This window comes from Pseudomonas veronii (assembly GCF_001439695.1).
GTDB classification, from domain to species: domain Bacteria; phylum Pseudomonadota; class Gammaproteobacteria; order Pseudomonadales; family Pseudomonadaceae; genus Aquipseudomonas; species Aquipseudomonas veronii.
Genome location: NZ_JYLL01000024.1, coordinates 38,624 through 62,102, shown reverse-complemented (window position 1 = coordinate 62,102; position 23,479 = coordinate 38,624). Strand labels below are relative to the sequence as shown.

General features: G+C 63.7%; 24 protein-coding genes. 11 read left to right on the top strand and 13 right to left on the bottom strand.

From position 1 onward, the window contains the following. Positions 1 to 82: 82 nt before the first annotated feature. The 7 genes from thiL to nrdR all read right to left on the bottom strand — a co-directional run bounded on the left by thiL (position 83) and on the right by nrdR (position 5,558). Entirely contained in the window at positions 83 to 1,048 is a 966-nt protein-coding gene (thiL, locus tag TU80_RS23245) for a thiamine-phosphate kinase (RefSeq protein WP_057005480.1), read from the bottom strand. An 18-nt stretch (positions 1,049 to 1,066) separates the two neighbouring features. Next, the gene (gene nusB / locus TU80_RS23240) at positions 1,067 to 1,567 is read right to left on the bottom strand and encodes a transcription antitermination factor NusB (protein WP_017849576.1); all 501 of its coding nucleotides are present in this window, start codon (positions 1,565 to 1,567) and stop codon (positions 1,067 to 1,069) included. Continuing rightward, a complete protein-coding gene (gene ribH, locus TU80_RS23235; protein WP_017849577.1) occupies positions 1,564 to 2,040 on the bottom strand; it encodes a 6,7-dimethyl-8-ribityllumazine synthase in 477 nt (158 codons plus the stop codon). Before ribH ends, nusB begins: the two co-directional genes overlap by 4 nt. 88 nt (positions 2,041 to 2,128) lie before the next feature. Further along, complete coding sequence (ribBA, locus tag TU80_RS23230) at positions 2,129 to 3,220, bottom strand: bifunctional 3,4-dihydroxy-2-butanone-4-phosphate synthase/GTP cyclohydrolase II (RefSeq protein WP_046381892.1); 1,092 nt, start codon at positions 3,218 to 3,220, stop codon at positions 2,129 to 2,131. 15 nt (positions 3,221 to 3,235) lie between these two features. Beyond that, positions 3,236 to 3,913 carry a riboflavin synthase gene (locus TU80_RS23225; RefSeq protein ID WP_017849579.1) on the bottom strand — a complete coding sequence of 226 codons (678 nt, stop codon included), beginning with the start codon at positions 3,911 to 3,913 and terminating at the stop codon, positions 3,236 to 3,238. Positions 3,914 to 3,960: 47 nt separating this feature from the next. Beyond that, positions 3,961 to 5,097 carry a bifunctional diaminohydroxyphosphoribosylaminopyrimidine deaminase/5-amino-6-(5-phosphoribosylamino)uracil reductase RibD gene (gene ribD / locus TU80_RS23220; RefSeq protein WP_046381891.1) on the bottom strand — a complete coding sequence of 379 codons (1,137 nt, stop codon included), beginning with the start codon at positions 5,095 to 5,097 and terminating at the stop codon, positions 3,961 to 3,963. Then, positions 5,094 to 5,558, bottom strand: coding sequence for a transcriptional regulator NrdR (gene nrdR, locus TU80_RS23215; protein WP_026140361.1), 465 nt, complete (start codon positions 5,556 to 5,558; stop codon positions 5,094 to 5,096). The genes ribD and nrdR overlap by 4 nt, the downstream gene beginning before the upstream one ends. 139 nt (positions 5,559 to 5,697) lie before the next feature. Between nrdR and TU80_RS23210 the strand changes: the two genes are divergently transcribed. Genes TU80_RS23210 through trxA form a run of 3 tightly spaced genes read left to right on the top strand, consistent with a single transcriptional unit; the run spans position 5,698 to position 7,717 of the window. Next, on the top strand, positions 5,698 to 6,153 hold the full coding sequence (locus tag TU80_RS23210) for a YbaY family lipoprotein (protein WP_017849582.1): 456 nt from the start codon (positions 5,698 to 5,700) through the stop codon (positions 6,151 to 6,153). Further along, complete coding sequence (locus tag TU80_RS23205) at positions 6,150 to 6,812, top strand: class I SAM-dependent methyltransferase (protein ID WP_057005479.1); 663 nt, start codon at positions 6,150 to 6,152, stop codon at positions 6,810 to 6,812. Before TU80_RS23210 ends, TU80_RS23205 begins: the two co-directional genes overlap by 4 nt. Before the next feature lie 32 nt (positions 6,813 to 6,844). Beyond that, on the top strand, positions 6,845 to 7,717 hold the full coding sequence (trxA, locus tag TU80_RS23200) for a thioredoxin (RefSeq protein WP_057005478.1): 873 nt from the start codon (positions 6,845 to 6,847) through the stop codon (positions 7,715 to 7,717). Positions 7,718 to 7,818: 101 nt separating this feature from the next. Here the strand turns inward: trxA and TU80_RS23195 are convergent, their stop codons facing one another. Further along, complete coding sequence (locus TU80_RS23195; protein WP_057005477.1) at positions 7,819 to 8,169, bottom strand: hypothetical protein; 351 nt, start codon at positions 8,167 to 8,169, stop codon at positions 7,819 to 7,821. A gap of 132 nt (positions 8,170 to 8,301) precedes the next feature. Between TU80_RS23195 and TU80_RS23190 the strand changes: the two genes are divergently transcribed. The 5 genes from TU80_RS23190 (at position 8,302) to TU80_RS23170 (ending at position 12,220) form a co-directional block, all read left to right on the top strand. Continuing rightward, the gene (locus tag TU80_RS23190) at positions 8,302 to 8,907 is read left to right on the top strand and encodes a DUF2796 domain-containing protein (RefSeq protein ID WP_057005476.1); all 606 of its coding nucleotides are present in this window, start codon (positions 8,302 to 8,304) and stop codon (positions 8,905 to 8,907) included. Between the two features lie 6 nt (positions 8,908 to 8,913). Next, positions 8,914 to 9,624 (top strand): ABC transporter ATP-binding protein, encoded by a 711-nt coding sequence (locus TU80_RS23185; RefSeq protein WP_057005475.1) that lies wholly within the window; start codon positions 8,914 to 8,916, stop codon positions 9,622 to 9,624. 1 nt (position 9,625) lies between these two features. Further along, positions 9,626 to 10,891, top strand: coding sequence for an ABC transporter permease (locus TU80_RS23180; protein ID WP_026140362.1), 1,266 nt, complete (start codon positions 9,626 to 9,628; stop codon positions 10,889 to 10,891). A gap of 11 nt (positions 10,892 to 10,902) precedes the next feature. Further along, positions 10,903 to 11,424: a DUF3299 domain-containing protein gene (locus tag TU80_RS23175; protein WP_046482555.1), complete on the top strand. Its 522-nt coding sequence runs from the start codon at positions 10,903 to 10,905 to the stop codon at positions 11,422 to 11,424. A 94-nt stretch (positions 11,425 to 11,518) separates the two neighbouring features. Continuing rightward, the gene (locus TU80_RS23170) at positions 11,519 to 12,220 is read left to right on the top strand and encodes an OmpW/AlkL family protein (protein ID WP_057005474.1); all 702 of its coding nucleotides are present in this window, start codon (positions 11,519 to 11,521) and stop codon (positions 12,218 to 12,220) included. A 136-nt stretch (positions 12,221 to 12,356) separates the two neighbouring features. Here the strand turns inward: TU80_RS23170 and TU80_RS23165 are convergent, their stop codons facing one another. Next, positions 12,357 to 13,241, bottom strand: a complete 885-nt coding sequence (locus TU80_RS23165) for a sugar nucleotide-binding protein (RefSeq protein WP_026140363.1) — start codon at positions 13,239 to 13,241, stop codon at positions 12,357 to 12,359. A gap of 166 nt (positions 13,242 to 13,407) precedes the next feature. Between TU80_RS23165 and TU80_RS23160 the strand changes: the two genes are divergently transcribed. Then, positions 13,408 to 17,655: a DEAD/DEAH box helicase gene (locus TU80_RS23160; RefSeq protein WP_057005473.1), complete on the top strand. Its 4,248-nt coding sequence runs from the start codon at positions 13,408 to 13,410 to the stop codon at positions 17,653 to 17,655. A 165-nt stretch (positions 17,656 to 17,820) separates the two neighbouring features. On the opposite strand, the gene TU80_RS23155 is transcribed toward TU80_RS23160, so the two are convergent. Continuing rightward, complete coding sequence (locus TU80_RS23155; RefSeq protein ID WP_046482562.1) at positions 17,821 to 18,792, bottom strand: GlxA family transcriptional regulator; 972 nt, start codon at positions 18,790 to 18,792, stop codon at positions 17,821 to 17,823. Positions 18,793 to 18,889: 97 nt separating this feature from the next. On the opposite strand from TU80_RS23155, the gene TU80_RS23150 reads away from it, so the two are divergent. After that, the gene (locus TU80_RS23150; RefSeq protein WP_057005472.1) at positions 18,890 to 19,453 is read left to right on the top strand and encodes a cysteine hydrolase family protein; all 564 of its coding nucleotides are present in this window, start codon (positions 18,890 to 18,892) and stop codon (positions 19,451 to 19,453) included. Positions 19,454 to 19,474: 21 nt separating this feature from the next. On the opposite strand, the gene tam is transcribed toward TU80_RS23150, so the two are convergent. After that, the gene (gene tam / locus TU80_RS23145; protein WP_046381880.1) at positions 19,475 to 20,236 is read right to left on the bottom strand and encodes a trans-aconitate 2-methyltransferase; all 762 of its coding nucleotides are present in this window, start codon (positions 20,234 to 20,236) and stop codon (positions 19,475 to 19,477) included. 252 nt (positions 20,237 to 20,488) lie between these two features. Between tam and TU80_RS23140 the strand changes: the two genes are divergently transcribed. Continuing rightward, positions 20,489 to 21,313 (top strand): alpha/beta fold hydrolase, encoded by an 825-nt coding sequence (locus tag TU80_RS23140; RefSeq protein ID WP_057005471.1) that lies wholly within the window; start codon positions 20,489 to 20,491, stop codon positions 21,311 to 21,313. Positions 21,314 to 21,395: 82 nt separating this feature from the next. Here TU80_RS23140 and TU80_RS23135 read toward each other — a convergent pair whose 3' ends face one another. Together TU80_RS23135 and TU80_RS23130 are read right to left on the bottom strand one after the other, a co-directional pair. Next, entirely contained in the window at positions 21,396 to 21,911 is a 516-nt protein-coding gene (locus tag TU80_RS23135; RefSeq protein ID WP_017849542.1) for a single-stranded DNA-binding protein, read from the bottom strand. Positions 21,912 to 21,920: 9 nt separating this feature from the next. After that, the gene (locus TU80_RS23130; protein WP_046381879.1) at positions 21,921 to 23,315 is read right to left on the bottom strand and encodes an MFS transporter; all 1,395 of its coding nucleotides are present in this window, start codon (positions 23,313 to 23,315) and stop codon (positions 21,921 to 21,923) included. Between the last annotated feature and the right edge of the window lie 164 nt (positions 23,316 to 23,479).

The following is a 23,479-nucleotide window of genomic DNA, read 5'->3' as shown; positions in this document are numbered from 1 at the left end:
CGCTTAAGCTGAATTATCGTTGATAAAGATCAATCGGCTCGATTGGCCTTCGTCTCGGTTCTATGCAGGTCTGAATGCTGACTCAGGGCGTCTCGCGAAAATGTTGATAACCGCGAACGGCCGGGGTGATGTCGCGCCCGTTCGCGTCGAGCAGCGTCACGCCCTGCCCCGCCTCGACCCGGCCGATCACATGCACCGGCCAGCCGCCCGCCAGCAATGGTGCCAGCGCGGCCGGTGGCAGGGTGAACACCAACACATAGTCGTCGCCGCCACTCAAGGCCGCCACCCGCGCCACGTCATCGCCGACAAACGCGAGCAAGGCCTTGGATAACGGCAGTCGCTGGCGCTCGACCAGCAGGCTGACAGCCGATGCCTTGGCGATATGCCCACAATCGGCCAGGAGCCCGTCGGAAATATCCATTGCAGACGTCGCCTTGCCCCGAAGGGCAACGCCCAGGGCCAACTGCGGTTGCGGCGACCAGTAATGCGCCAGCAGCGGGTCGGCGATGCTGGCCTCGGCGCTGCGCTGGCCCAGCACCAACGGCAGCGCTCCCGCCGCGTTGCCCAATTCCCCGCCCACACACAGCAAGTCACCCGGCCGCGCACCGCTGCGGGTCAACGCTTGCCCGGCCGGCACACGGCCGAACACGGTCATGGTCAAGCTCAGCGGCCCGCGCGTGGTGTCGCCGCCGACCAGGCCCACCCGACAGCTCTGCGCCATGGCGTTCAAACCCTGGGCATAGCGTTGCAGCCAATCGGCATCGACGGTGGGGGTTGTGAGGGCCAGGGTAAACGCGATGGGGTCGGCGCCCATGGCGGCCAGATCGCTCACCGCCACGGCCAGCGAGCGCTGGCCGAGCAGGAACGGATCACAGGGGGCGGCGAAATGCACGCCGGCCACCAAGGTATCGGTGGAGATTGCCAACTGCTCCCCGGCGGGGAGCGCCAGCAAGGCGCAGTCATCGCCGATCCCCAGGGCAATGCCCTCGCCGCCCTGCGCACAAGGCGCGGCGGCGAAGTATTTGCGGATCAGCTCAAACTCGCCCATCGAGAACTCAAGCGCGGATCAGCGCTTGTGTTCCTTCACTTCGGCTTCGCGCAGGCGCGGGGCCAGCTTGTCGAGCACGCCGTTGACGAACTTGTGACCGTCGGTCGAACCGTAGACTTTCGCCAGTTCGATGCCTTCGTTGATCACCACGCGGTACGGCACGTCGACGCGCTTGAGCAGTTCCCAGGTGGACAGGCGCAGTACGGCCAGTTCAACCGGGTCCAGCTCGTCGAGGGTCAGGTCCAGGCACGGTGCCAGCGCGATGTCGATCTCGGTCTTATTGGCCGGGACGCCGTGCAGGATGTCGTGGAAGTAGCTGGCATCGACGTCACTGAAATCGTTATCGACGCGAAATTGCGCTTCGATTTCGTTCAGCGAGGTTTTCGCCATGTGCCACTGATACAGCGCCTGGGTCGCAAGCTGACGCGCTTCGCGACGCTTGACGCTCTTGGACGGCTTGCCGGCGTCGGCTGGGCGTGGGTCGCGCGGGTTGAAACGATCGCTCTCGTCGGAAATCACTTGGCCTCCAACTGCGCCAGCAGGCTGACCATTTCCAGGGCGGACAGGGCAGCTTCAGCACCTTTGTTACCGGCCTTGGTGCCGGAACGTTCGATGGCTTGTTCGATCGAATCCACGGTCAGCACGCCGAATGCAACCGGTACGCCGAACTCCATGGACACCTGGGCCAGGCCCTTGGTGCATTCGCCAGCCACGTATTCGAAGTGCGGCGTACCGCCACGAATGACCGCGCCCAGGGCGACGATCGCCGCGTATTCACCCCGTTGCGCAACTTTTTGCGCAACCAGTGGAATTTCGAAGGCGCCAGGGGCACGGATGATGGTGATGTCGCTCTCGCTCACACCGTGGCGAACCAGGGCGTCCACGGCACCGCTTACCAGGCTTTCAACCACGAAGCTGTTGAAGCGGCCAACCACCAGGGCGTAGCGGCCTTTGGGGGCGATGAAGGTACCTTCGATGGTCTTCAGGGTCATTCGACAAATCTCTTAAAGAGCCGGGACGCGAAAAGTGCGTCCCTCAGTGATGATTTAACCGCGAACAAGGGGCGAAAATCGCCAGCCTTTATTCGGAGGGCACGTATTCTACAACTTCCAGGTCGAAACCGGATATCGCATTAAATTTCATCGGTGCGCTCATCAGGCGCATTTTGCGCACGCCGAGGTCACGCAGGATCTGCGAACCGGCACCGACGATGCTGTAGGTGGTCGGCGTTTTGACCTGGGTTTGCTCGGCGGACTCACGAATATGCGCGAGCAATACGTCGCCATCCACCGGGTTGCCCAACAGCAATACCACCCCGCTGCCGGCCTCGGACACCGCGGCCATCGCGGCGCGCAGGCTCCAGCGCCCGGGTTGCTTGACCATCAACAGGTCGCGCAGCGGGTCCATGTTATGCACGCGCACCAGGGTCGGTTCGTCGGCGCAGATGGTGCCCAGGGTCAGCGCCATGTGAACGTCGCCCTCCACCGAATCACGGTAGGTCACCAGGTTGAATTGGCCCAGTTCGCTGTCCAGCGGCTGCTCGGCAATCCGCTGAACGGTACGTTCGTGGATCATCCGGTAGTGAATCAGGTCGGCAATCGTGCCGATCTTGAGGTTGTGTTGGGCGGCAAAGGTTTCGAGTTCGCTACGACGGGCCATGGTGCCGTCGTCGTTCATCACTTCGCAGATCACCCCGCTCGGCTCGAAACCGGCCATGCGCGCCAGGTCGCAGGCGGCTTCGGTGTGGCCGGCGCGGGCCAGGGTGCCGCCCGGCTGGGCCATCAGCGGGAAGATGTGGCCCGGGCTGACGATGTCTTCGGCCTTGGCGTCTTTCGCGGCGGCCGCTTGCACGGTGCGCGCACGGTCGGCGGCGGAGATCCCGGTGGTCACGCCGGTGGTGGCCTCGATCGATACGGTGAACTTGGTGCCAAACCCGGAACCGTTGCGCGGCGCCATCAGCGGCAGCTTGAGCAACTCGCAGCGTTCGCGGCTCATGGGCATGCAGATCAACCCACGGGCGTGCTTGGCCATGAAGTTGATGTGCTCCGGCTTGCACGCCTCGGCGGCCATGATGATGTCGCCTTCGTTCTCACGGTCTTCGTCATCCATCAGGATGACCATCTTGCCTTGGCGGATATCTTCAACCAGTTCTTCGATGCTATTGAGCGCCACAGGGCACCCCCTTGGTCAGGATTTCAGGTAGCCGTTAGCGGCCAGAAAACTTTCGGTGATGTTACTGGCAGGCTTTTGTCGAGAGTCAGACTCTGCGGCCTTATCGCCCATAAGCAGGCGCTCCAGGTAACGGGCAAGCAAGTCGACTTCCAGGTTCACCCGGCGACCTGGCTGGTACGACGCCATGATGGTTTCGCTCAGGGTGTGGGGAATGATGGTCAGTGCGAATTCGGCGCCATCCACGGCGTTCACGGTCAGGCTGGTGCCATCGACGGTGATCGAGCCTTTGTGGGCGATGTATTTGGCCAACTCCTTGGGCGCGCGGATGCGGAACTCCACGGCGCGGGCGTTTTCGCTGCGCGCCACTACTTCGCCGACGCCGTCGACATGGCCGCTGACCAGATGACCACCCAGGCGCGTGGTCGGGGTCAGGGCTTTTTCCAGGTTGACCGGGCTGCCGGCCTTGAGGTCGCTCATCGCCGTGCAGTCCAGGGTTTCGCGGCTGACATCGGCGGCAAAGCCGTTGCCCGGCAAGTCGACGACGGTCAGGCACACGCCGCTGACGGCGATGCTGTCGCCCAGCTTGACGTCGCCCAGGTCGAGCTTGCCGGTGTCAACCAGCAGGCGCACGTCGCCGCCCTTGGGGGTCATGGCACGGATGCTGCCGATGGATTCGATAATGCCGGTGAACATGGCCTTCTCCTGGAAAACGGTGCGGGCGTTTGAGCGCCCGGTCAGAATTATACGCTCGCTGCTGGCACAGGGATGGCAGTGACTCGCCAGTCATCGCCCACAGCGCGCATTTCAGTGATCTTGAGTTGGGGCGCGTCGGCCAGTTTCTCAAGCGGCCAGTCCAGCAAAGGCCGGGCTGCGGAGCCGAGGAACTTGCCGGCGACGAAAATCACGTATTCGTCCACCAGGCCCTGCTGGGCGAACGCGCCCGCCAGGCTTGGCCCGGCTTCCACCAGCACGTCGTTGACGCCACGGGCCGCCAACGCCACCAGCGCCGAGCGCAGGTCGACCTGGCCATCGACACCGGGCACCACCAGGCACTCGGGGCCACGGGGGAACTGGTTTTCCGCAGTGACACAGGTGATGACCAGCGCCGGGCCGGCCTTGAAGAACGGCGCATTGAGCGGCACCCGCAGGCGGCCGTCGATCAATACGCGCAGCGGCGGACGCGACATGGCCAGCGCGGTGGTTTCTGCGTCCAGGCCGAGTTCGGCGGCGCGCACGGTCAGGCGCGCACCATCGGCCAGCACGGTGTCGGCGCCGGTCAGCACTACGCTGGCCTCGGCGCGCAGGCGCTGCACGGCGGCGCGGGCGGCGGGGCCGGTGATCCATTGGCTCTCGCCGCTGGCCATCGCGGTGCGACCGTCCAGGCTCATCGCCAGCTTGACCCGCACAAACGGCAGGCCGTGTTCCATGCGCTTGAGGAAACCTTTATTGAGCGCCCGCGCTTCCACTTCGAGCACACCGCTGCGCACTTCGATGCCGGCCTGGGCCAAACGCTGCATACCGCGCCCGGCGACATCCGGGTTGGGGTCCTGCATCGCCGCGACCACCCGCGCCACCCCGGCACTCACCAGCGCATCGGCGCACGGCGGGGTATGGCCGTAATGGCTGCAGGGTTCCAGGGTGACGTAGGCCGTGGCGCCACGGGCTTTGTCAGCGGCTGCGCGCAAGGCATGCACTTCTGCATGGGGCTCGCCGGTACGTACATGCCAACCTTCGCCGACGATCTGCCCATCGCGCACAATCACACACCCCACACGCGGGTTGGGATGGGTGGTGTACAGGCCGTTGCGCGCCAGTTCGAGGGCGCGGGCCATGTAATGGGCGTCGAGGATGGCCTGTTCAGCAGACGGTGGGTTCATTTTTTGATCGGCTCACGGGCCAGGCGGTCGATCTCTTCGCGGAACTCATTGAGGTCCTGGAAACGTCGATACACCGAAGCGAAACGGATATAGGCGACTTCGTCGAGCTTTTGCAGCTCGCCCATCACCAGCTCTCCAACCACCAGGGACTTGACCTCGCGCTCGCCGGTCGCGCGCAACTTGTGCTTGATATGCGCCAGCGCCGCCTCCAGCCGCTCGACACTCACCGGGCGTTTTTCCAGGGCGCGCTGCATACCGGCGCGCAATTTGTCTTCGTCGAAAGGCTGGCGGCTGCCGTCGGATTTGATCAGGCGCGGCAATACCAGTTCGGCGGTTTCGAAGGTGGTGAAACGTTCACCGCAGGCCAGGCATTCGCGCCGGCGACGCACTTGATCGCCCTCGGCGACCAGACGCGAGTCAATGACCTTGGTGTCGTTGGCACCGCAGAAGGGACAGTGCATGGTGGCAGGCAACAAAAAAAGGGAGGGCCATGGTAGCGCATCCCCGTGGCAAGACAAGCCATAGCCTTTACGGTATATAGGCTGACGATTATGTTTCCTGTTTTTTAAGCCACGGATTTTGTCCTTTCTGGAGCCGTACATGCAGTTACGACCACTCGTTTTACTCACCTTGTTCGGTTTTCTGGTCGCCTGCAGCAGCGAAGCCCCAAAACCTTCGACGCCGCAGCCCCAGCCGGCGCAAGAGAAAAAAGTCCCCGGCATCGAAGACCTCGGCCCGCTGCCGGCCTACCAGCGTGAGATCAACGGCAGCCTGACCAACGTGCCCGCCGGCGCCGAAGTCGAAATGGCGCTGTTGGTGATCGACGACCGCAGCCGCCCGCAACAACTGCTCGCCAGCAGCGTGCTGAGCGGCAACGGCAAGCCCCTGGCCTTCCGCCTGCGCTTCAGCCCCGACGCGTTCCCGGCCGGTGCGCGGGTCGAACTGCGCGGGCGCGCCAGCCAGTCCGGCCAACTGATCCTGCACCTGCCCGCAGTACGCATCACCCAGGCCATCACCCAGACCACCGGCCCCCTGCAACTCGTCAAGGCACCATGACGCCACCGCTCGACCTGCAACGGGCGCTGAGCGCCCTGATCGGCGACGCACAGCTGGTGCCCTGCCCGTTGCCGGGCACCGACCTGGCGTTGTGGCTGCTCGACGCCGACAACATGGACCGCGCCTTCAGCCCCGAAGAAACCCGGCGCATCCTGCATGAGCCGCCCTACTGGAGTTTTTGCTGGGCCAGCGGCCTGGCACTCGCACGCTACCTGGCGGCGAACCCGGAATGGGTCGCGGGCAAGCGCGTGCTGGATTTCGGCGCCGGCTCCGGCGTCGCCGGGATTGCCGCCGCCAAGGCCGGCGCGCAGGAAGTGGTGGCCTGCGACCTGGACCCACTGGCATTGGCGTCCTGCCGTGCGAATGCCGAACTCAACGGGGTTGAACTGGGCTATTCGGCGGATTTTTTCGCCGAGGCCGACCGCTTCGACCTGATCCTGGTGGCCGACGTGCTCTACGACCGCGCCAACCTGCCGCTGCTCGACCAGTTCCTCACGCGCGGGCGTGAAGCACTGGTGGCGGACTCGCGGGTGCGGGACTTTCAGCATCCGGATTATCAGCGCCTGGCGATACTCGATGCCCTGACATTGCCGGACTTGGCCGAGCCTTGGGAGTTTCGCAAGGTGAGCCTGTACCATTCGCGGCGCCAGCCCTTATAGTTGCCCCATTCCCGCTTTATTCGAGACGCCCCATGAGTGAGCCCACGCCGTATATCTTCGACGCCACCACCGCCACGTTCGACCAGGCGGTGATCCAGAACTCCTTCGAAAAGCCCGTGCTCGTGGACTTCTGGGCCGAGTGGTGCGCGCCGTGCAAGGCGTTGATGCCGATGCTGGCGAAGATCGCCGAGAGTTATCAGGGCCAATTGCTGCTGGCCAAGGTCGATTGCGAGGCCGAGCAGGACATCGTTGCGCGCTTTGGTATTCGCAACCTGCCGACGGTGGTGCTGTTCAAGGACGGCCAACCGGTGGACGGGTTTGCCGGGGCGCAGCCGGAGTCGGCGGTGCGGGCGATGCTCGAACCTCACGTGCAGATGCCGCCGCCGGCTGCGGCGGACCCGCTGGAGCAGGCTCAGGCGCTGTTTGCCGAGGGCCGTATCAGTGAAGCCGAAGCCGTGCTGGTCGCGCTGCTGGGCGAAGACAACAGCAACGCCGGCGCGCTGATTCTGTACGCGCGCTGCCTGGCCGAACGCGGTGAATTGGGTGAAGCCCAGGCCGTTCTCGACGCCGTCAAGAGCGACGAGCACAAGGCCGCCCTCGCTGGCGCCAAGGCGCAAATCACCTTCCTGCGCCAGGCCGCCGACCTGCCCGACCCCGCCGACCTGAAAAGCCGCCTGGCGCAAAACCCGCAGGACGATGAAGCGGCCTATCAGTTGGCCATTCAGCAACTGGCGCGCCAGCAGTACGATGCCGCGCTGGAAGGCTTGCTCAAACTGTTCATCCGCAACCGCAGCTACAGCGAAGGCTTACCGCACAAGACCTTGCTGCAGGTGTTCGAACTGCTGGGCAACGATCACCCGCTGGTGACCGCGTACCGCCGCAAGCTGTTCGCCGCGCTGTACTAATCGCCCTGTAGGAGCGAGCTTGCTCGCGAAAAACTCAAGGACACCGCATTCATTCAGGATGGGCGCGTTGTGGTTGACGCTCTTCGCAAGCAAGCTCGCTCCTACAACGGGTCAATCCAGGTATAGAGCGGCGTATCACCGCCGCTGCTGACCTTGACCTGGCCGCTATGGCGCAGGCGCACCAGCAGGCGCTTGCCCGCCGCGGCGTCGCCGGCCAGTCCTTCCAGTTGATCGAGCAATTCCAGCCCGTTGAGCTGGCCGGCGGCGCGCAACAGGTCCTGGGCGTTCTGCCACAGGTCATCGTTCTGCTTGACCGCAACAGCCGGCGCAGCGGTGGCGCTGGGCACCGGCGGCGTCTGCAACTGCGCGCGCAGGCGTGCCCAATCAGCGTCATCCAGCTCCAGAGTCAAGTCCACCGGCAGGTCGCCGACAGTTCCACGAATCCGCAACATCGTCCCTACTCCTGCATTTTTTCCGACGGGCATGCTCCCATGCGGCTTGCGCAACGCCAAGCGGACGGTCAAACTCTCGGCACTATTGTTATAAGATCACATAACATAAATTTCATGTTCTGGAGCTTCCCCATGCGCCGTCTGCTGCTTGCTTTGCCGTTTGCCCTGCTGCCACTGGCTATCGCCCACGCCGCTGACGAGCATGATCATGAGCATGCCAGCCTGGGAGCCCATGAACACGGGGTCGGCCGTCTCAACGCGGCGCTCGACGGCCAGGCCCTGGAGCTTGAGCTGGACAGCCCGGCGATGAACCTGGTGGGGTTCGAACACCCGGCCACCAGCGCCGCCGACAAAGCCAAGGTCGCCGCCGTGCGCAAACAGCTGGAAAACCCAGCCGCCCTGTTCAACCTGCCCAAGGCCGCCGGTTGCGTGGTCAGCACCCAGGAACTCAACAGCCCGCTGTTCGGCGACAAGCCCGAAGCCGAGCATGATGACGACGATGACGACCACGCCACCGCCGACAAAGACGCGGCCGCCCACGAGCACCATCACGACCACAGCGAAATCCACGCCCACTACCAGTTCACCTGCGCCACGCCGACGGCCTTGAGCAACCTCGACCTGAGCCAAGTGTTCAAGACCTTCCCCGCCACCCAGAAAATTCAGGTACAACTGATCGGCCCGAGCGGCCAGCAAGGTGTGGAAGCGACGGTCACAGCAGCCACCCTGAAGTTCTGAGTAGCCATGAGCCACGCATTGATCGAACTGTCCGACCTGGGCTTCAACTGGCCCGGACACCCGCCGTTGCTGGACATCCCCGCGTTCCGCCTGGAACCGGGGGAGACCCTGTTTCTCAAGGGTCCCAGCGGCAGTGGCAAGACCACCCTGCTCGGCCTGCTGGGCGGCGTGCAGACACCCGGCCGGGGCAGCATCCGTCTGCTCGGCCAGGAACTGACCGACCTCTCGGCCGGTGCCCGCGACCGTTTTCGCGTCGACCATACCGGCTACATCTTCCAGCAGTTCAACCTGCTGCCGTTCCTGTCGGTGCGCGAAAACGTCGAGTTGCCGTGCCACTTTTCCAAGCTGCGCGCGCAGCGGGCCAAGCAGCGCCACGGCAGTGTCGACCAGGCCGCCGCGGCGTTGCTGGCGCACCTGGGGTTGAAGGACAGCGCCCTGCTGGAGCGCCGCGCCGACTCGCTGTCGATCGGCCAGCAACAACGGGTGGCCGCCGCCCGTGCGCTGATCGGCCAGCCGGAGCTGGTGATCGCCGACGAACCCACCTCGGCGCTGGACTACGACGCCCGCGAAGCCTTCCTGCAACTGTTGTTCGCCGAATGCCGCGAGGCCGGCGCCAGCCTGTTGTTTGTCAGCCATGACCAGAGCCTGGCTCCGCTGTTCGACCGTCACCTGTCGCTGGCCGAACTCAATCGCGCCGCCACGCCCGCAGAGGTTTGAGATGTATCTGTTCCGTCTAGCCATGGCCAGCCTGGCTAACCGCCGCTTTACCGCGATCCTCACCGCCTTCGCCATCGCCCTTTCGGTGTGCCTGCTGCTGGCCGTGGAGCGGGTACGCGTTGAAGCGCGCAACAGTTTCGCCAGCACCATCAGCGGCACCGACCTGATCGTCGGCGCGCGCTCCGGCTCGGTCAACCTGCTGCTGTATTCGGTGTTCCGCATCGGCAACGCCACCAACAATATCCGTTGGGACAGCTACGAACACTTCGCCGCCAACCCGCAGGTGAAATGGGCGATTCCGATCTCCCTCGGCGACTCCCATCGCGGCTACCGGGTGATGGGCACCAACGAATCCTATTTCGAGCACTACCAGTACGGCCGCAAGCAACACCTCGAACTGGCCAGCGGCCGCGCCTTCGCCACCGATCCGTTCGAAGTGGTACTCGGCGCCGAAGTGGCCGAAGCGCTGCACTACAAGCTCGGCGATCAGTTGGTGCTGGCCCATGGCGTGGCCGTGGTGAGCCTGGTCAAGCACGATGACAAACCGTTCACCGTGGTCGGCATCCTCAAGCGCACCGGCACCCCGGTGGACCGCACACTGCATATCAGCCTCGGCGGCATGGAGGCGATCCATATCGACTGGCACAACGGCGTGCCGGCCCAGGGCAAAGGCCGCATCAGTGCCGATCAGGCGCGCAACATGGACCTGACCCCGCAGGCGATCACCGCCTTCATGCTCGGCTTGAACAACAAGATCTCCACCTTCGCCCTGCAACGCGAGATCAATGAATTCCGTGGCGAACCAATGCTGGCGATCCTGCCCGGCGTGGCGCTGCAAGAGCTGTGGAGCATGATGGGCACCGCCGAAAAAGCGCTGTTCGTGATCTCGCTGTTCGTGGTGCTGACCGGTTTGATCGGCATGCTCACCGCGATCCTCACCAGCCTCAACGAGCGTCGTCGCGAAATGGCGATCCTGCGTTCGGTGGGCGCGCGGCCGTGGCATATCGCGACGTTGCTGATCTTCGAAGCCTTCGCCCTGGCGCTGTCCGGTGTGATCGCCGGCGTGGGTCTGCTGTACGTGTGCATCGCCGCTTCACGCGGGTACCTGCAGGCCAACTACGGCCTGGACCTGCCGATGGCCTGGCCCAGCGAGTATGAATGGAGCTTGCTCGCCGGTATCCTCGCGGCGGCGCTGTTGATGGGCAGCGTGCCGGCGTGGCGGGCCTATCGACAATCCTTGGCCGATGGCCTGTCCATACGTTTATGAGGAAGGCTTCGATGCGTCGTGCCCTGTTTGCCCTGTTGTTGCTGCTGGCCGCGCCCGCCTGGGCGGAGGATCAGCCCAAGGATTTGTCCTGGCAGGAAATGATCCCGGCGGACGCGCCGCCGGAAATCCCCAATATGAAACCGCTGCACGACCTGTCGAAAATGGCCGATGCGTTGTCGGTGGAGGCCGCGCCAGCGGCCAAGCAGGACTTGCCCAACGCACCGGTGGTGCCAAGCCTCGACGGCCGGCATATCCGCCTGCCGGGCTATATCGTGCCGCTGGAAGTCAGTGAAGAAGGCCGTACCACCGAGTTCCTGTTGGTGCCGTATTTCGGCGCGTGCATTCACGTACCGCCACCGCCGTCGAACCAGATCGTGCATGTGAAAAGCGAAGTCGGCGTGAAGCTCGACGAGCTGTATCAGCCGTATTGGATCGAAGGCGTGATGCAGGTCAAACCGTCCTCCAGTGAGCTGGCCGACGCCGGCTATCAGATGGATGCCGAGAAGATTTACGTCTACGAATTGCCGGAATAGCGCTTATCACCCATTCATTGAGCTGCGTCAAAAGACCGAACGGAACGATCTTTACCATTGGATGTACAACCTTTAAACGTCCTCTGGAGCTCCCATGAACAATAAGTCTCTGCTCGGCGCGTCACTCTTCGCGCTCGCCCTCGCCGCCCCCGTTGCCCACGCTTACGAGGCCGGTGACATCCTGATTCGTGCCGGTGCGATTACCGTGAACCCGAACACAGACAGCGGCAACGTCAAAGTTGACCAGGGCCCATCGACCGGCGCCAACCTGGGCGGCAAGGCGACCTTGAGCAGCGACACGCAACTGGGTCTGAACTTCGCCTACATGTTCAGCAGCCACTGGGGTATCGAACTGCTGGCGGCCACCCCGTTCTCGCATGACGTGAAACTCAAGGGCACTTCCGTAGGCGCAGCCAACGGTAAGCTCGGCTCCCTGAAACAACTGCCGCCAACCCTGAGCGTCGTGTACTACCCGCTGGACAGCGCCTCGAAGTTCCAACCGTATGTGGGTGCCGGTATCAACTACACCTGGATCTATGACGAGAGCCTCAGCGGCAGCGCGAAACAAAGCGGTTTCAGCAACTTCAAGGCCGACAACTCCTGGGGCTGGGCCGCACAGATCGGTGCTGACTACATGATCACCGACAAGTGGATGATCAACGGCCAGGTCCGTTATATCGACATCAGCACCACGGCCACCGTGGAAAACAACGGTCTGGGCCCAGGCACTCGCGCCAAGGTCAATGTTGACGTTGATCCATTCGTTTACATGGTTGGTATCGGCTACAAGTTCTAAGCGATATTTAACAAACACCGCAAAACCAATGTGGGAGGGGGCTTGCCCCCGATAGCGGTGGCTCAGTCAATGAATCTGTTGACTGACGCCACGCTATCGGGGGCAAGCACCCTCCCACATTTTGCTTTGGGGTGTTTCAGCTACGGCGGTAGAACCGATCCAGCAACGCCGGCAACCCTGCTCGCCACGCCCGCGGCTTGATGCCGAAGGTGTGGAGGATTTTCTTGCAGGCCAGCACCGCGTGTTGTGGTTCTTCACCGGCATCCGGCCGAGCCGCATGGGCCTGGGCGGTGGGGGCTTCGATCACCAGCGCACGGAAACTGCGCGCTTCGGTGAGGATCGCCTGGCCCAGCGCCAACGGCGTGGTCGCCTCGTGACCGGCGTAGTGATAAGTGCCCCACAGCGGCGCCGCGCAGTCGAGTTGCTTGAGCACGGAGATGATCACCCGCGCCGCATCGTCCACCGGCGTCGGATTGCCGCGACGGTCATCTGCCATCAGCAGTTCTTCAGTCTGCTCGGCCCGCGCCAGGAAACGCCCGAGGGTGCCGTCGACACTGTCATCCAGCAGCCAGCCAAAGCGCAGCAACACATGCTGCGGGCAGGTGGCGCGCACGCTCTGTTCGATACGCCACAACGCCTGGCCGCGCAGGCCCAGGGGCACCGGCTCGTCCTTTTCGCTGTAGGCAGTGGCGCGGGAGCCATCGAACACGCGGTAGCTGGACGGTTGCAGCAAGGTGATGCTGTGGTGCTGACACAGTTCGGCCAGGCGTTCGATCGCCGACTCCTGGGCGGCCAGACGGCTTTCGCTGACCGTTTCGGCCTGGAACCAATCGAAATAGTAGGCGAGGTTGATCAACGCATCGGGACGGGTGTCGTCGAGCAATTGGGTAAGGCTCGCGGCATCCCAGCCGTCTTGGGGCGGTTTGGGGGCGAGGAAACCGATGTCTTCCTCTGCACCGAGGCGAATCAGCGCCTGCCCGAGGGCATTCCCGCCGCCCAACAACATAAGGCGCATTCGCATAGATTGAGCTGGCCCGGTCTGTTTGGAACGATGGTTAGTATCGACAGGCGTTTGAGCCTTGCCGTGGGTATTTGCCAGAATCGTTGCATTTTGCGGGTTTGTAGCGCAACCGTCACGGACAAAGTGCGGGCTTGCAACTTGGCCCGGGCGGTTGCATATAGGGATCATGAACCTTCCTGAAACAACCGATACGGTCTTGAACGGCTTTCACCCCGCCGTCAGCGCCTGGTTCCGCAGCACCTTCCCCTCGGTGACCCACGCCCAGGCCCAGGCGTGGCCGCTGATCCGCCAGCGCCGCTCGACGCTGATCGCCGCACCCACCGGCTCCGGCAAGACGCTGACGGCCTTCCTCGCAGTGCTCGATGACCTGGTTCATCAAGGCCTGGCCAACGGCGGGCAACTGCCGGATGAAACCCAGGTGGTGTATGTGTCGCCGCTCAAGGCGCTGTCCAACGACATCCAGATCAACCTGCAAACCCCGCTGACCGGGATCACCGCGCATTTACAGCAACTGGGCCTGCCACCGCTGGCGATCCGCACCGCCGTGCGTACCGGCGACACGCCGCAAAAAGACCGCGTGCTGATGCGCAAGCGTGCGCCGCATATTCTGGTGACCACGCCGGAATCGCTCTACGTGCTGCTGGGCTCGGACTCCGGCCGGCAGATGCTCGCCAGCACGCGCACGGTGATCGTCGATGAGATCCATGCGATCGCGGCGAGCAAACGCGGCAGTCACCTGGCCCTGAGCCTCGAACGCCTGCAAGGCTTGTGCGCCGAGCCGTTGATACGCATCGGTCTGTCGGCCACGCAAAAACCCATCGAGGCGGTGTCGCGTTTTCTGGTGGGCACGGCACGTCCGTGCGCAATCGTCGACATCGGCCATGCGCGCCCGCGTGACCTGGATATCGAAGTGCCGCCGGTGCCGCTGTCAGCGGTAATGGCCAACGACGTGTGGGAATTGGTCTACGACCGCCTCGCCGCCCTCGCCCGCGAACACCGCACCACGCTGATTTTCGTCAACACCCGGCGCCTGGCCGAACGCCTGGCGCGGCATTTGAGCGAGCGCCTGGGCAAGTCCGCCGTGGCCGCGCACCACGGCAGCCTGGCCAAGGAGTTGCGCCTGGACGCCGAACAACGGCTCAAGGCTGGCGCGCTGCAAGTGCTGATCGCCACCGCATCCCTGGAACTGGGGATCGATATCGGCGAGGTCGACCTGGTGTGCCAGATCGGCTCGCCCGGTTCCATCAATGGGTTTCTGCAAAGAGTCGGTCGCTCCGGGCACCAGGTCGGCGGCACGCCCAAGGGGCGCCTGTTCGCCACCACCCGCGATGACCTGATCGAATGCGCCGCCCTGCTCGACTGCGTGCGCCGGGGCGAGTTGGACACCCTGCACATCCCGGTCGCGCCGCTGGACGTGCTGGCCCAGCAAATCGTCGCCGAAGTCAGCGCACGGGAATGGCCGGAACAGGCGCTGCTCGAACTTATCCACCGCGCCGCGCCCTATGCCGAGCTGGATGAACGCCATTACCAGGCGCTGGTGCAGATGCTCTGCGACGGCTACAACGGCCGCCAGGGCATCCGCAGCGCCTACCTGCACCGCGACGCCGTGACCGGCACCCTGCGCGGCCGTCGGGGCGCCAGGCTGACCGCCGTGACCAGCGGCGGCACCATCCCCGACAACGCCGACTACAGCGTGTTGCTCGAGCCTCAGGGCCTGAACATCGGCAGCGTCAACGAAGACTTCGCGGTGGAAAGCATCGCCGGGGATGTCTTCCAGCTCGGTAATACGTCCTACCGGATCTTGCGGGTCGAAGCCGGCAAGGTGCGGGTCGAGGACGCCCATGGCCAGCCGCCGACCATCCCGTTCTGGCTCGGCGAAGCGCCGGGGCGCAGCCGCGAACTGTCGGCGGCGGTCGCGCGTTTGCAGGGCCAGTTGGACGAACTGCTCGGCGCCACGCCCGGCGATCTGCAACCCACCCTCGCCTGGCTCACCGACACCCTGGGCCTGAACCGCGCCAGCGCCGAGCAGATCGTGGATTACCTGGCCCGCGCGCGCCTGGCGCTCAGCGCGTTGCCGTCCCAGGACACGCTGATCATGGAGCGGTTTTTCGACGAGTCCGGCGGCACCCAACTGATCATCCACACGCCGTTCGGCAGCCGCATCAACCGCGCCTGGGGCCTGGCGCTGCGCAAGCGTTTCTGCCGCACCTTCAACTTCGAACTGCAAGCGGCGGCCAGCGAGAATGCGATCGTGCTGTCGCTGTCCACCAGCCACAGTTTCGCGCTGGATGAGGTGTGGCGTTATCTCAACAGCCAGACCGCCGAGCACCTGCTGATCCAGGCCGTGCTCGACGCGCCGTTGTTCGGCGTGCGCTGGCGCTGGAACGCCGGGGTGGCCCTGGCGTTGCCGCGTTTTACCGGCGGGCGCAAGGTGGCGCCGCAGATCCAGCGGATGAAAAGCGAAGACCTGATCGCCAGCGTGTTTCCCGACCAAATCGCGTGCCTGGAAAACCTCGCCGGCGAGCGCGAAGTACCCGACCACCCGCTGGTCGAACAAACCCTGGATGACTGCCTGCACGAAGCGATGGACAGCGACGCCTGGCTGGCCCTGTTGCGGCGCATCGAGCGCGGCGAGGTACGCCTGATCAGCCGCGACCTGCCGGCGCCCTCGCCCATGGCCGCGGAAATTCTCAGCGCGCGGCCCTACACCTTTCTCGACGACGCGCCGCTGGAAGAACGCCGCACCCAGGCCGTGCTCAACCGGCGCTGGAGCGACCCGCAGAGCACCGACGACCTTGGCGCGCTGGACGCCGACGCCATCGCCGGCGTGCGCGAAGAGGCCTGGCCGGCGCCCCATGGCCTGGATGAAATGCATGAAGCGTTGATGAGCCTGGCGTGCATCGTCGACAGCGAGGTCACGCCGCAATGGCGGCAGTGGTTGCAAACGCTGGCCAAGGGCGGACGCGCCTGTCATCTGCCCCAAGGCCAGTGGGTGGCGGTGGAACGCCTGAGTTGCTTGCGGGCGATTTACCCCAACGACTTGCCGCTGTTGCCCGGCTTCGATGAGCCCTGGACCTTCGATGACGCGCTGGTGGAAGTGCTGCGCGCGCGCCTCGGGGGGTTCGGCCCGCTGAGCCTGATCGAAATCGCCGCGCCCCTTGGGCTGCCGGTGACCGACATCGCCCAGGCCCTGGCCCGCCTGGAGCAGGAAGGCTATGTGTTGCGCGGGCGTTTCAGCCCCGGCGCCCGCGAGGAACAATGGTGCGAACGGCACCTGCTGGCGCGGATTCATCGCTACACGGTCAAGCGCCTGCGCCGGGAAATCGAGCCTGTGGCGTTGCAGGACTTCATGCGCTTTCTGTTCGATTGGCAGCACCTGTCCGACGGTACGCGTGGCCAGGGCAGCGCGATGTTGCCGCAGATCGTCGCCCAGTTCGAAGGCTACGCGGCGGCCACCTCGGCCTGGGACAGTGACTTGCTCAGCGCGCGGCTCAAGGATTACACATCAACCTGGCTCGACGACCTGTGCCGCAGCGGCAAGCTGGTGTGGACACGCCTGAGCAACAAGCCCGGCGCCACCGCCCTGCGCAGCACGCCCGTGGTGCTGCTGCCACGCAGCCAGGTGCCGCTGTGGAGCGGGCTGACCGAACAGACCGACAGCACGACGTTGTCGCCCAAGGCGCAGAAAGTCCACCAGACCCTGCGCGAACACGGCGCGTTGTTTTTCGATGAGCTGGCCCACGAAGCCCATCTGCTGCGCAGCGAGCTGGAAACGGCGCTGCAGGAGCTGGTCGGTGCCGGCCTGGTGAACGCCGACAGCTTCGCCGGGCTGCGTGCGCTGACCACACCCGCGAGTAAACGCCAGGCGCGCAGCAGCCGGCGCGGGCGCGGTGCATTCGTCGGCGGCATGGACGATGCCGGGCGCTGGGCGCTGATCCGGCGCCCGTCGACCGCCGCCGGCCCGCACTCGGCCGAAACCCTGGAGCATGTGGCGATGACCTTGCTGCGCCGCTACGGCGTGGTGTTCTGGCGACTGCTGGAGCGCGAGGCGGATTGGCTGCCAAGCTGGCGCGAACTGTTGCGCACCTTTCACCGCCTGGAGGCACGCGGGGAGATTCGCGGCGGGCGGTTCGTCAGCGGGTTGGCGGGCGAACAGTTCGCCTTGCCGGAAGCGATCCCGCTGCTGCGTGAGGTGCGGCGGCGGGCCCATGATGGAAGCCTGATCGCGGTGTGCGGGACTGATCCGCTGAACCTGGTGGGCACGCTATTGCCGGGCAGCAAAGTGCCGGCGGTGAGTGGTAACCGGATTGTGTATCGCGATGGGTTGCCAGCGGCAGTGATGGTGGCTGGCAAGCAACAGATACTGCTGGATGTGGATCAGCAGGCGGTGCAGGAGAGGCTGATCAGGCATTGAGTCGGGGTGACTTTGAAGGCCTCATCGGGGGCAAGCCCCCTCCCACACGTTGATCTGTGAACACAATCAAATGTGGGAGGGGGCTTGCCCCCGATGAGGCCAGAACATCATCAGGCCTATAGGAAGCTGACGAGGCGAGCGAGGGCGGTGACGACGAAACATTCTTCACACACCAAACCGGCTGCGATACTCGCTGGGCGCCAGGCCGGTGATTTTCTTGAAGGTGGCGCGAAACGCGCTGGGGTCCTGATAGCCCACGGTCCAGGCGATATGGTCGATGGTGCCGTTGGTGAACTCGAGCATTTGCCGGGCTTTGCCCACTCGCAGGTGCTGGCAGTATTCGGTGGGTTTCAAACCCGTCGCGCCGCGAAAGCGCCGCAGGAACGTGCGTTCTTCGAGGCCGGCTTCCTGCGCCATCGCCGCCACCGAGACATCCACCGCGCCACTGGCTTGCAACCAGTGCTGCACTTTCAGGATCGCGCCGTCGCCATGCCCGAGAATCGGCGCAAAGTTGCTGCCGCACTGGCTGGCGCTGTCGCTGTGTTCGATCACCAGAAAGCGCGCCGTGTCCGCCGCAACGCTCGGCCCCATGAGGCGGTCGACCAGGCGCAGGCCCAGTTCGGACCACGCCATCAGCCCGGCGGTGGTGATCAGGTCGCCGTCATCGACGATCGGTTTATCCGCTTCCAGACGCACCGCGGGGTAATGCTCTGCGAACGTACTGGCGGAAGACCAATGGGTGGTGGCGCTGCGCCCGTCCAGCAAACCACTGCGCGCCAGCATGATCGAGCCGATGCACACGCCACCGAGCACGGTGCCCGCCGCGTGTTGTTGGCGTAGCCATTGCAACAACGCGGGTGGCGTCTGTTGCTCGGTGAATTCGCCAATCGACGGTGGTACCAGCACGGCCATCAGCGGTTGGCCGGGGCCGGGATGGCTGGCGAATACGCGCGCGGGCGTACCATCTGCCGCCACCTGCCAATGGCTGACCCGCAGCAGCGGCAATTGCGCGGATTGGTGCGCGGCGGCGATCCGGTTGGCCACCCCGAACAGATCGGTCAGGCCATGCACCGCCGCCAGTTGCGCGCCCTGATAGATCAACACACCCAACTCGATGATCGAGCGTTCCACGGCCATTGTCAGTTTTCCCCCTGTTATTGTCGGTGCAGCCAATCCCCGGTCGGTGCGCCAGCTAAGATACTGGCGCCCATCAACCCATCACGAGGCAACACACATGGCCAAGCAAGCGCTCATCCTAATCGATATCCAGAACGACTACTTCCCCCAAGGCAAGTGGCCGCTCGACGGCGTGGAAGCCGCGGCAGACAAGGCCGCGCAGGCGCTGCAGGCATTTCGCCAGGCGGGCGATGCGGTGATTCATGTGCGCCATGAGTTCACCTCGGAAGATGCGCCGTTCTTCACCCCAGGCTCCGAAGGCGCGCATCTGCACCCCAAGGTGCTGAACGAAGGCAGTGAGCCGGTGGTGCTTAAACATTTCGTGAATGCGTTTCGCGAAACCCAGCTGCGCACCGTGCTGGAACAACGCAGCATCACTGACCTGGTGGTGGTCGGCAGCATGAGCCATATGTGCATCGACGCCGTGGTACGGGCGGCGGCGGACCTCGGTTACAAGGTCACCGTGCTCCATGACGCCTGCGCCACGCGGGATCAGGAGTTCAACGGGCAAGTGATTCCGGCGGCGCAGGTGCATGGGGCGTATATGGCGTCGTTGGCATTTGGGTATGCGAGCGTGGTGTCGACGCAGGAATACTTGCAGGCGCAAGCGGCGGCGGCCTGACCGCCACGTGCGGGCGTGGGGCTAGCGGGTTGCGATGATGAACAGGCGCGGGAAAGGCAGCAGCACGGTGCCATCAGCCAGGGCCGGATAAGCCTGGGTAATTCGCGCCTGATAGTCCTGTAGGAAGGCGGCTTTTTCGTCGTCACTCAACGGTGCGAGGAACGGCCGCAATGCCGAGGCCTTGAACCACTCCACCACAGCCGCGTGATCCGCCAGCGGGTGCAGGTAGGTGGTGCGCCACACGTCGACGGCGCTGCAGTGTTTGCTCAGCAGTTCGTAGTAATAGCTCGCCGTGTGCCGTTCATTGTGTTTGACCGCGCCGATCCTGGCGGACCATGGGCCATCGGCGGCGACTTCACGCGCCAGCCGATGGGCGGGCTCGTCGAGGTTGTCCGGGGTTTGCACCGCCAGGGTTCCGCCGGAGGTCAACTGGCTGACCAGGTGCGGGTAAAGCGTGGCGTGGTCCGGCAGCCATTGCAGGGAAGCATTCGCCAGGATCACATCGAACGGTTGCGCCGGGCTCCAGGCGCCGATATCCGCCCGTTCGAAGTTCAGCGTCGGCAGGCGCTTGCGGGCGTCGGCCAGCATGTCGTCGGAGCTGTCCATGCCGGTGACGCGAGCCTGCGGAAAACGTTCGGCCAACACTTGCGTGGAATTACCGGGGCCGCAGCCCAGGTCGACGGCAGTTTGCACCGCGGTATTGGGAATGGCCGCGACCAGATCACGGACGGGGCGTGTGCGCTGTTGTTCGAACAGCGTGTATTGCTTGGCGGACCAGGTCATCGCGGCGTTCCTTGTGTTTAAAGGTTGGCCACAGCCTAAATCGTGTGAGCCGCGAGAACAAACGCCAGGGATCACCTCACCATCGGAAGATGCCAACGCCCTTACGCAGCGCGCGCAAAACCGAACTAAGATCAGATTAGACCTGCACGAGCCAAGTCCTCTGCGGGTCGTTAATACCCATGCCAGCGTAGTGTCTACGGACGGTTTTCTGGCCTTCACCGCCAAGTCTGTACACGTCAATGGAGCTACGCCATGACTTATCTGACAACTCGCGAAGGCAACGAGCTTTACTATAAGGACTGGGGCAGCGGCCAGCCTGTTATGTTCTGCCACGGCTGGCCACTGAACAGCGACAGCTGGGAATCGCAAATGCTGCATTTCGCCAACAACGGTTTTCGCGCCATCGCGCATGACCGCCGAGGGCATGGCCGCTCAAGCCAGCCGTGGGGCGGCAATGACATGGACCACTACGCGGACGACCTGGCGGAACTGATTGAGCACCTGAATCTGAGCAACGTGATCCTCTTCGGTTTTTCCACCGGAGGCGGTGAAGTTGCACGCTATATCGCTCGTCATGGCACTTCGCGCGTGGCCAAAGCCGGCTTGATCTGCGCGGTAACGCCATTGATGCTGAAAACCCCCAGTAACCCCCAAGGGACGCCGATCGAAGTTTTTGACGGGATGCGTGCCGACTCTATTGCCAACCGTTCGCAGCTCTACCTTGATCTGGCCAGCGGCCCTTTCTATGGATTCAACCGGGTAGGCGTCAAACCCTCGCAAGGCTTGATCAATTCATTCTGGATGCAGGGTGTAATGGGAGGGCACAAAAATACCTTCGACAGCATCAAGGCATTTTCTGAAACCGACTTTCGGGATGACCTGAAGCATTTCAATATCCCCACGCTCATTATCCATGGGGGCGACGATCAGATCGTGCCGATCCAGGCGTCAGCCTTGGAAAGCAAACGCCTCATTCCAGACGCCCAGTTGTTGGTGTATTCAGGCGCCCCTCATGGGTTGACCGACACTCACAAGCAGCGGGTCAACGCCGATATGTTGCGCTTCGCGCAGTTTTAGACGATGTAAGGCGCATAAAAAACCGCGCGGCCTTGTCGGCGGCGCGGTTTTTTTAGTTTGCTGCGGGGTGCGCTGGTATGGCCTAGAACGGAATATCGTCATCAAAGCTGTCGAAATCCGCAGCTGGTTGCGGAGCGGCCTGCTGTGGCGCTGGGCGCGACTCACGCTGTGGTTGCTGGCTTGGCTGCGGACGCGACTGCTGTGGACGCGGTGCCGAGTTGGACATGCCGCCCTGGCCCTGTTGGTCGCCCTGTGGACGGCCGCCGAGCAGTTGCATGGTGCCTTGCATGTCGACCACGATTTCAGTGGTGTAACGCTTGATGCCGTCTTTTTCCCACTCGCGGGTCTGCAGTTTGCCTTCGATGTAGACCTGCGAACCTTTGCGCAGGTATTCACCGGCGATCTCTGCCACTTTGCCGAACATCGACACACGGTGCCATTCGGTTTTCTCGACCTTCTGGCCGGTCTGCTTGTCGGTCCACTGTTCGCTGGTCGCCAGACTCAGGTTGGTCACGGCGTTACCGTTAGGCAAGTAGCGAACTTCGGGATCCTGGCCGCATGTACCGACCAATATGACTTTGTTAACCCCACGGGCCATAACGTTCTCCTAAGCTGGGCGCGCTGTCGGCACTGGGTTGACCAGTTGCTCGAGCGTCGCGCGATCCAATAATTCGGTGTCCAATTTGATGTAGATGGCGGCTTCTTCAGCAATAACCACAGCATCGGTAACCCCTGTAACGGCCTTAAGGCGCTCGGCCAAGCCAGCTTCGCGTATCGCTTCAGGCGATAACGGCAAGCGCAGACTCGTCACATAGGGAGGTTCGCGCATGGTAACAGCAAAGGCTAGCCAGAGGGCAGCCAGACCTGCGCATCCGAGGAACACAACCGACAAACCGCCGTGCTGGAACATCCAGCCACCCATGATGCCGCCCAGTGCAGAGCCCAGGAACTGGCTGGTGGAATACACCCCCATCGCCGTGCCCTTGCCGCCGGCCGGTGAAACTTTACTGATCAGCGAAGGCAGCGAAGCCTCCAGCAGGTTGAACGCGGTGAAGAACACCACCGTACCGATTACCAGCGCCCGCAGGCTGTCGCCGAACTGCCAGAAGAATAGCTCAGTGAGCATCAGCGTCACGACGGCGCCGAGCAAAATTCGTTTCATTTTGCGTTTCTTCTCGCCATAGATGATGAACGGGATCATGGCGAAGAATGAAATCAGCAGCGCGGTCAGGTAGACCCACCAGTGTTGTTCCTTGGGCAACCCGGCTTTTTGCACCAGGGCCAGGGGCAAGGCCACGAAGCTGCACATCAGCATCGCGTGCAACACGAAGATACCCAAATCCAGGCGCAGCAGGTCCGGGTGCTTGAGGGTCGGCAGCAGCGCCTGGCGCGCGACGCCGGATTCACGGTGCTGCAGAGTGCCGGTGGAACGCGGCACCATGAAGGCCACGATCACGATACCGAACAACGCCATGCCGCCGGTGGCCAGGAACAGCCCGTGCAAACCGAAGGCGCGGGTCAGCAACGGGCCGACCACCATCGCGACGGCGAACGACAGGCCGATGGTCATGCCGATCATGGCCATGGCCTTGGTGCGGTGTTGTTCGCGGGTCAGGTCCGACAGCAAGGCCATGACCGCTGCGGAAATCGCGCCGGCGCCCTGTAGGACACGCCCGGCAATCACGCCCCAGATCGAATCGGACTGGGCCGCGAGTACGCTGCCGAGGGCAAACACGATCAACCCGAGGTAGATCACCGGGCGGCGGCCGATGCGGTCGGAAATGATCCCGAACGGAATCTGGAAAATTGCCTGGGTCAGGCCATAAGCGCCAATGGCCAGGCCGATCAGGGCGGGGGTCGCGCCTGCGAGATCCATCCCGTAGGTCGCCAGCACCGGCAACACCATGAACATGCCAAGCATACGGAAGGCGAACACCAGGGCCAGACCGCTTGCTGCTCGGGTCTCGCCGCTACTCATGCGTTCGCTGTGGGGATCGTGCATGGAAAAACCTCGTGTGAACCGGCGGCGATTCTACCAGTCCCATCGATTGAGAGGGTATATGCGGCGGTTTGCCGCGCAGGTTTCATGTAAGGCTGCACCTGGCACCTTGACAGTGTATATTCATCCAGTCTTTAGCCGTATACTCCGGCATTATTTACGCCCGC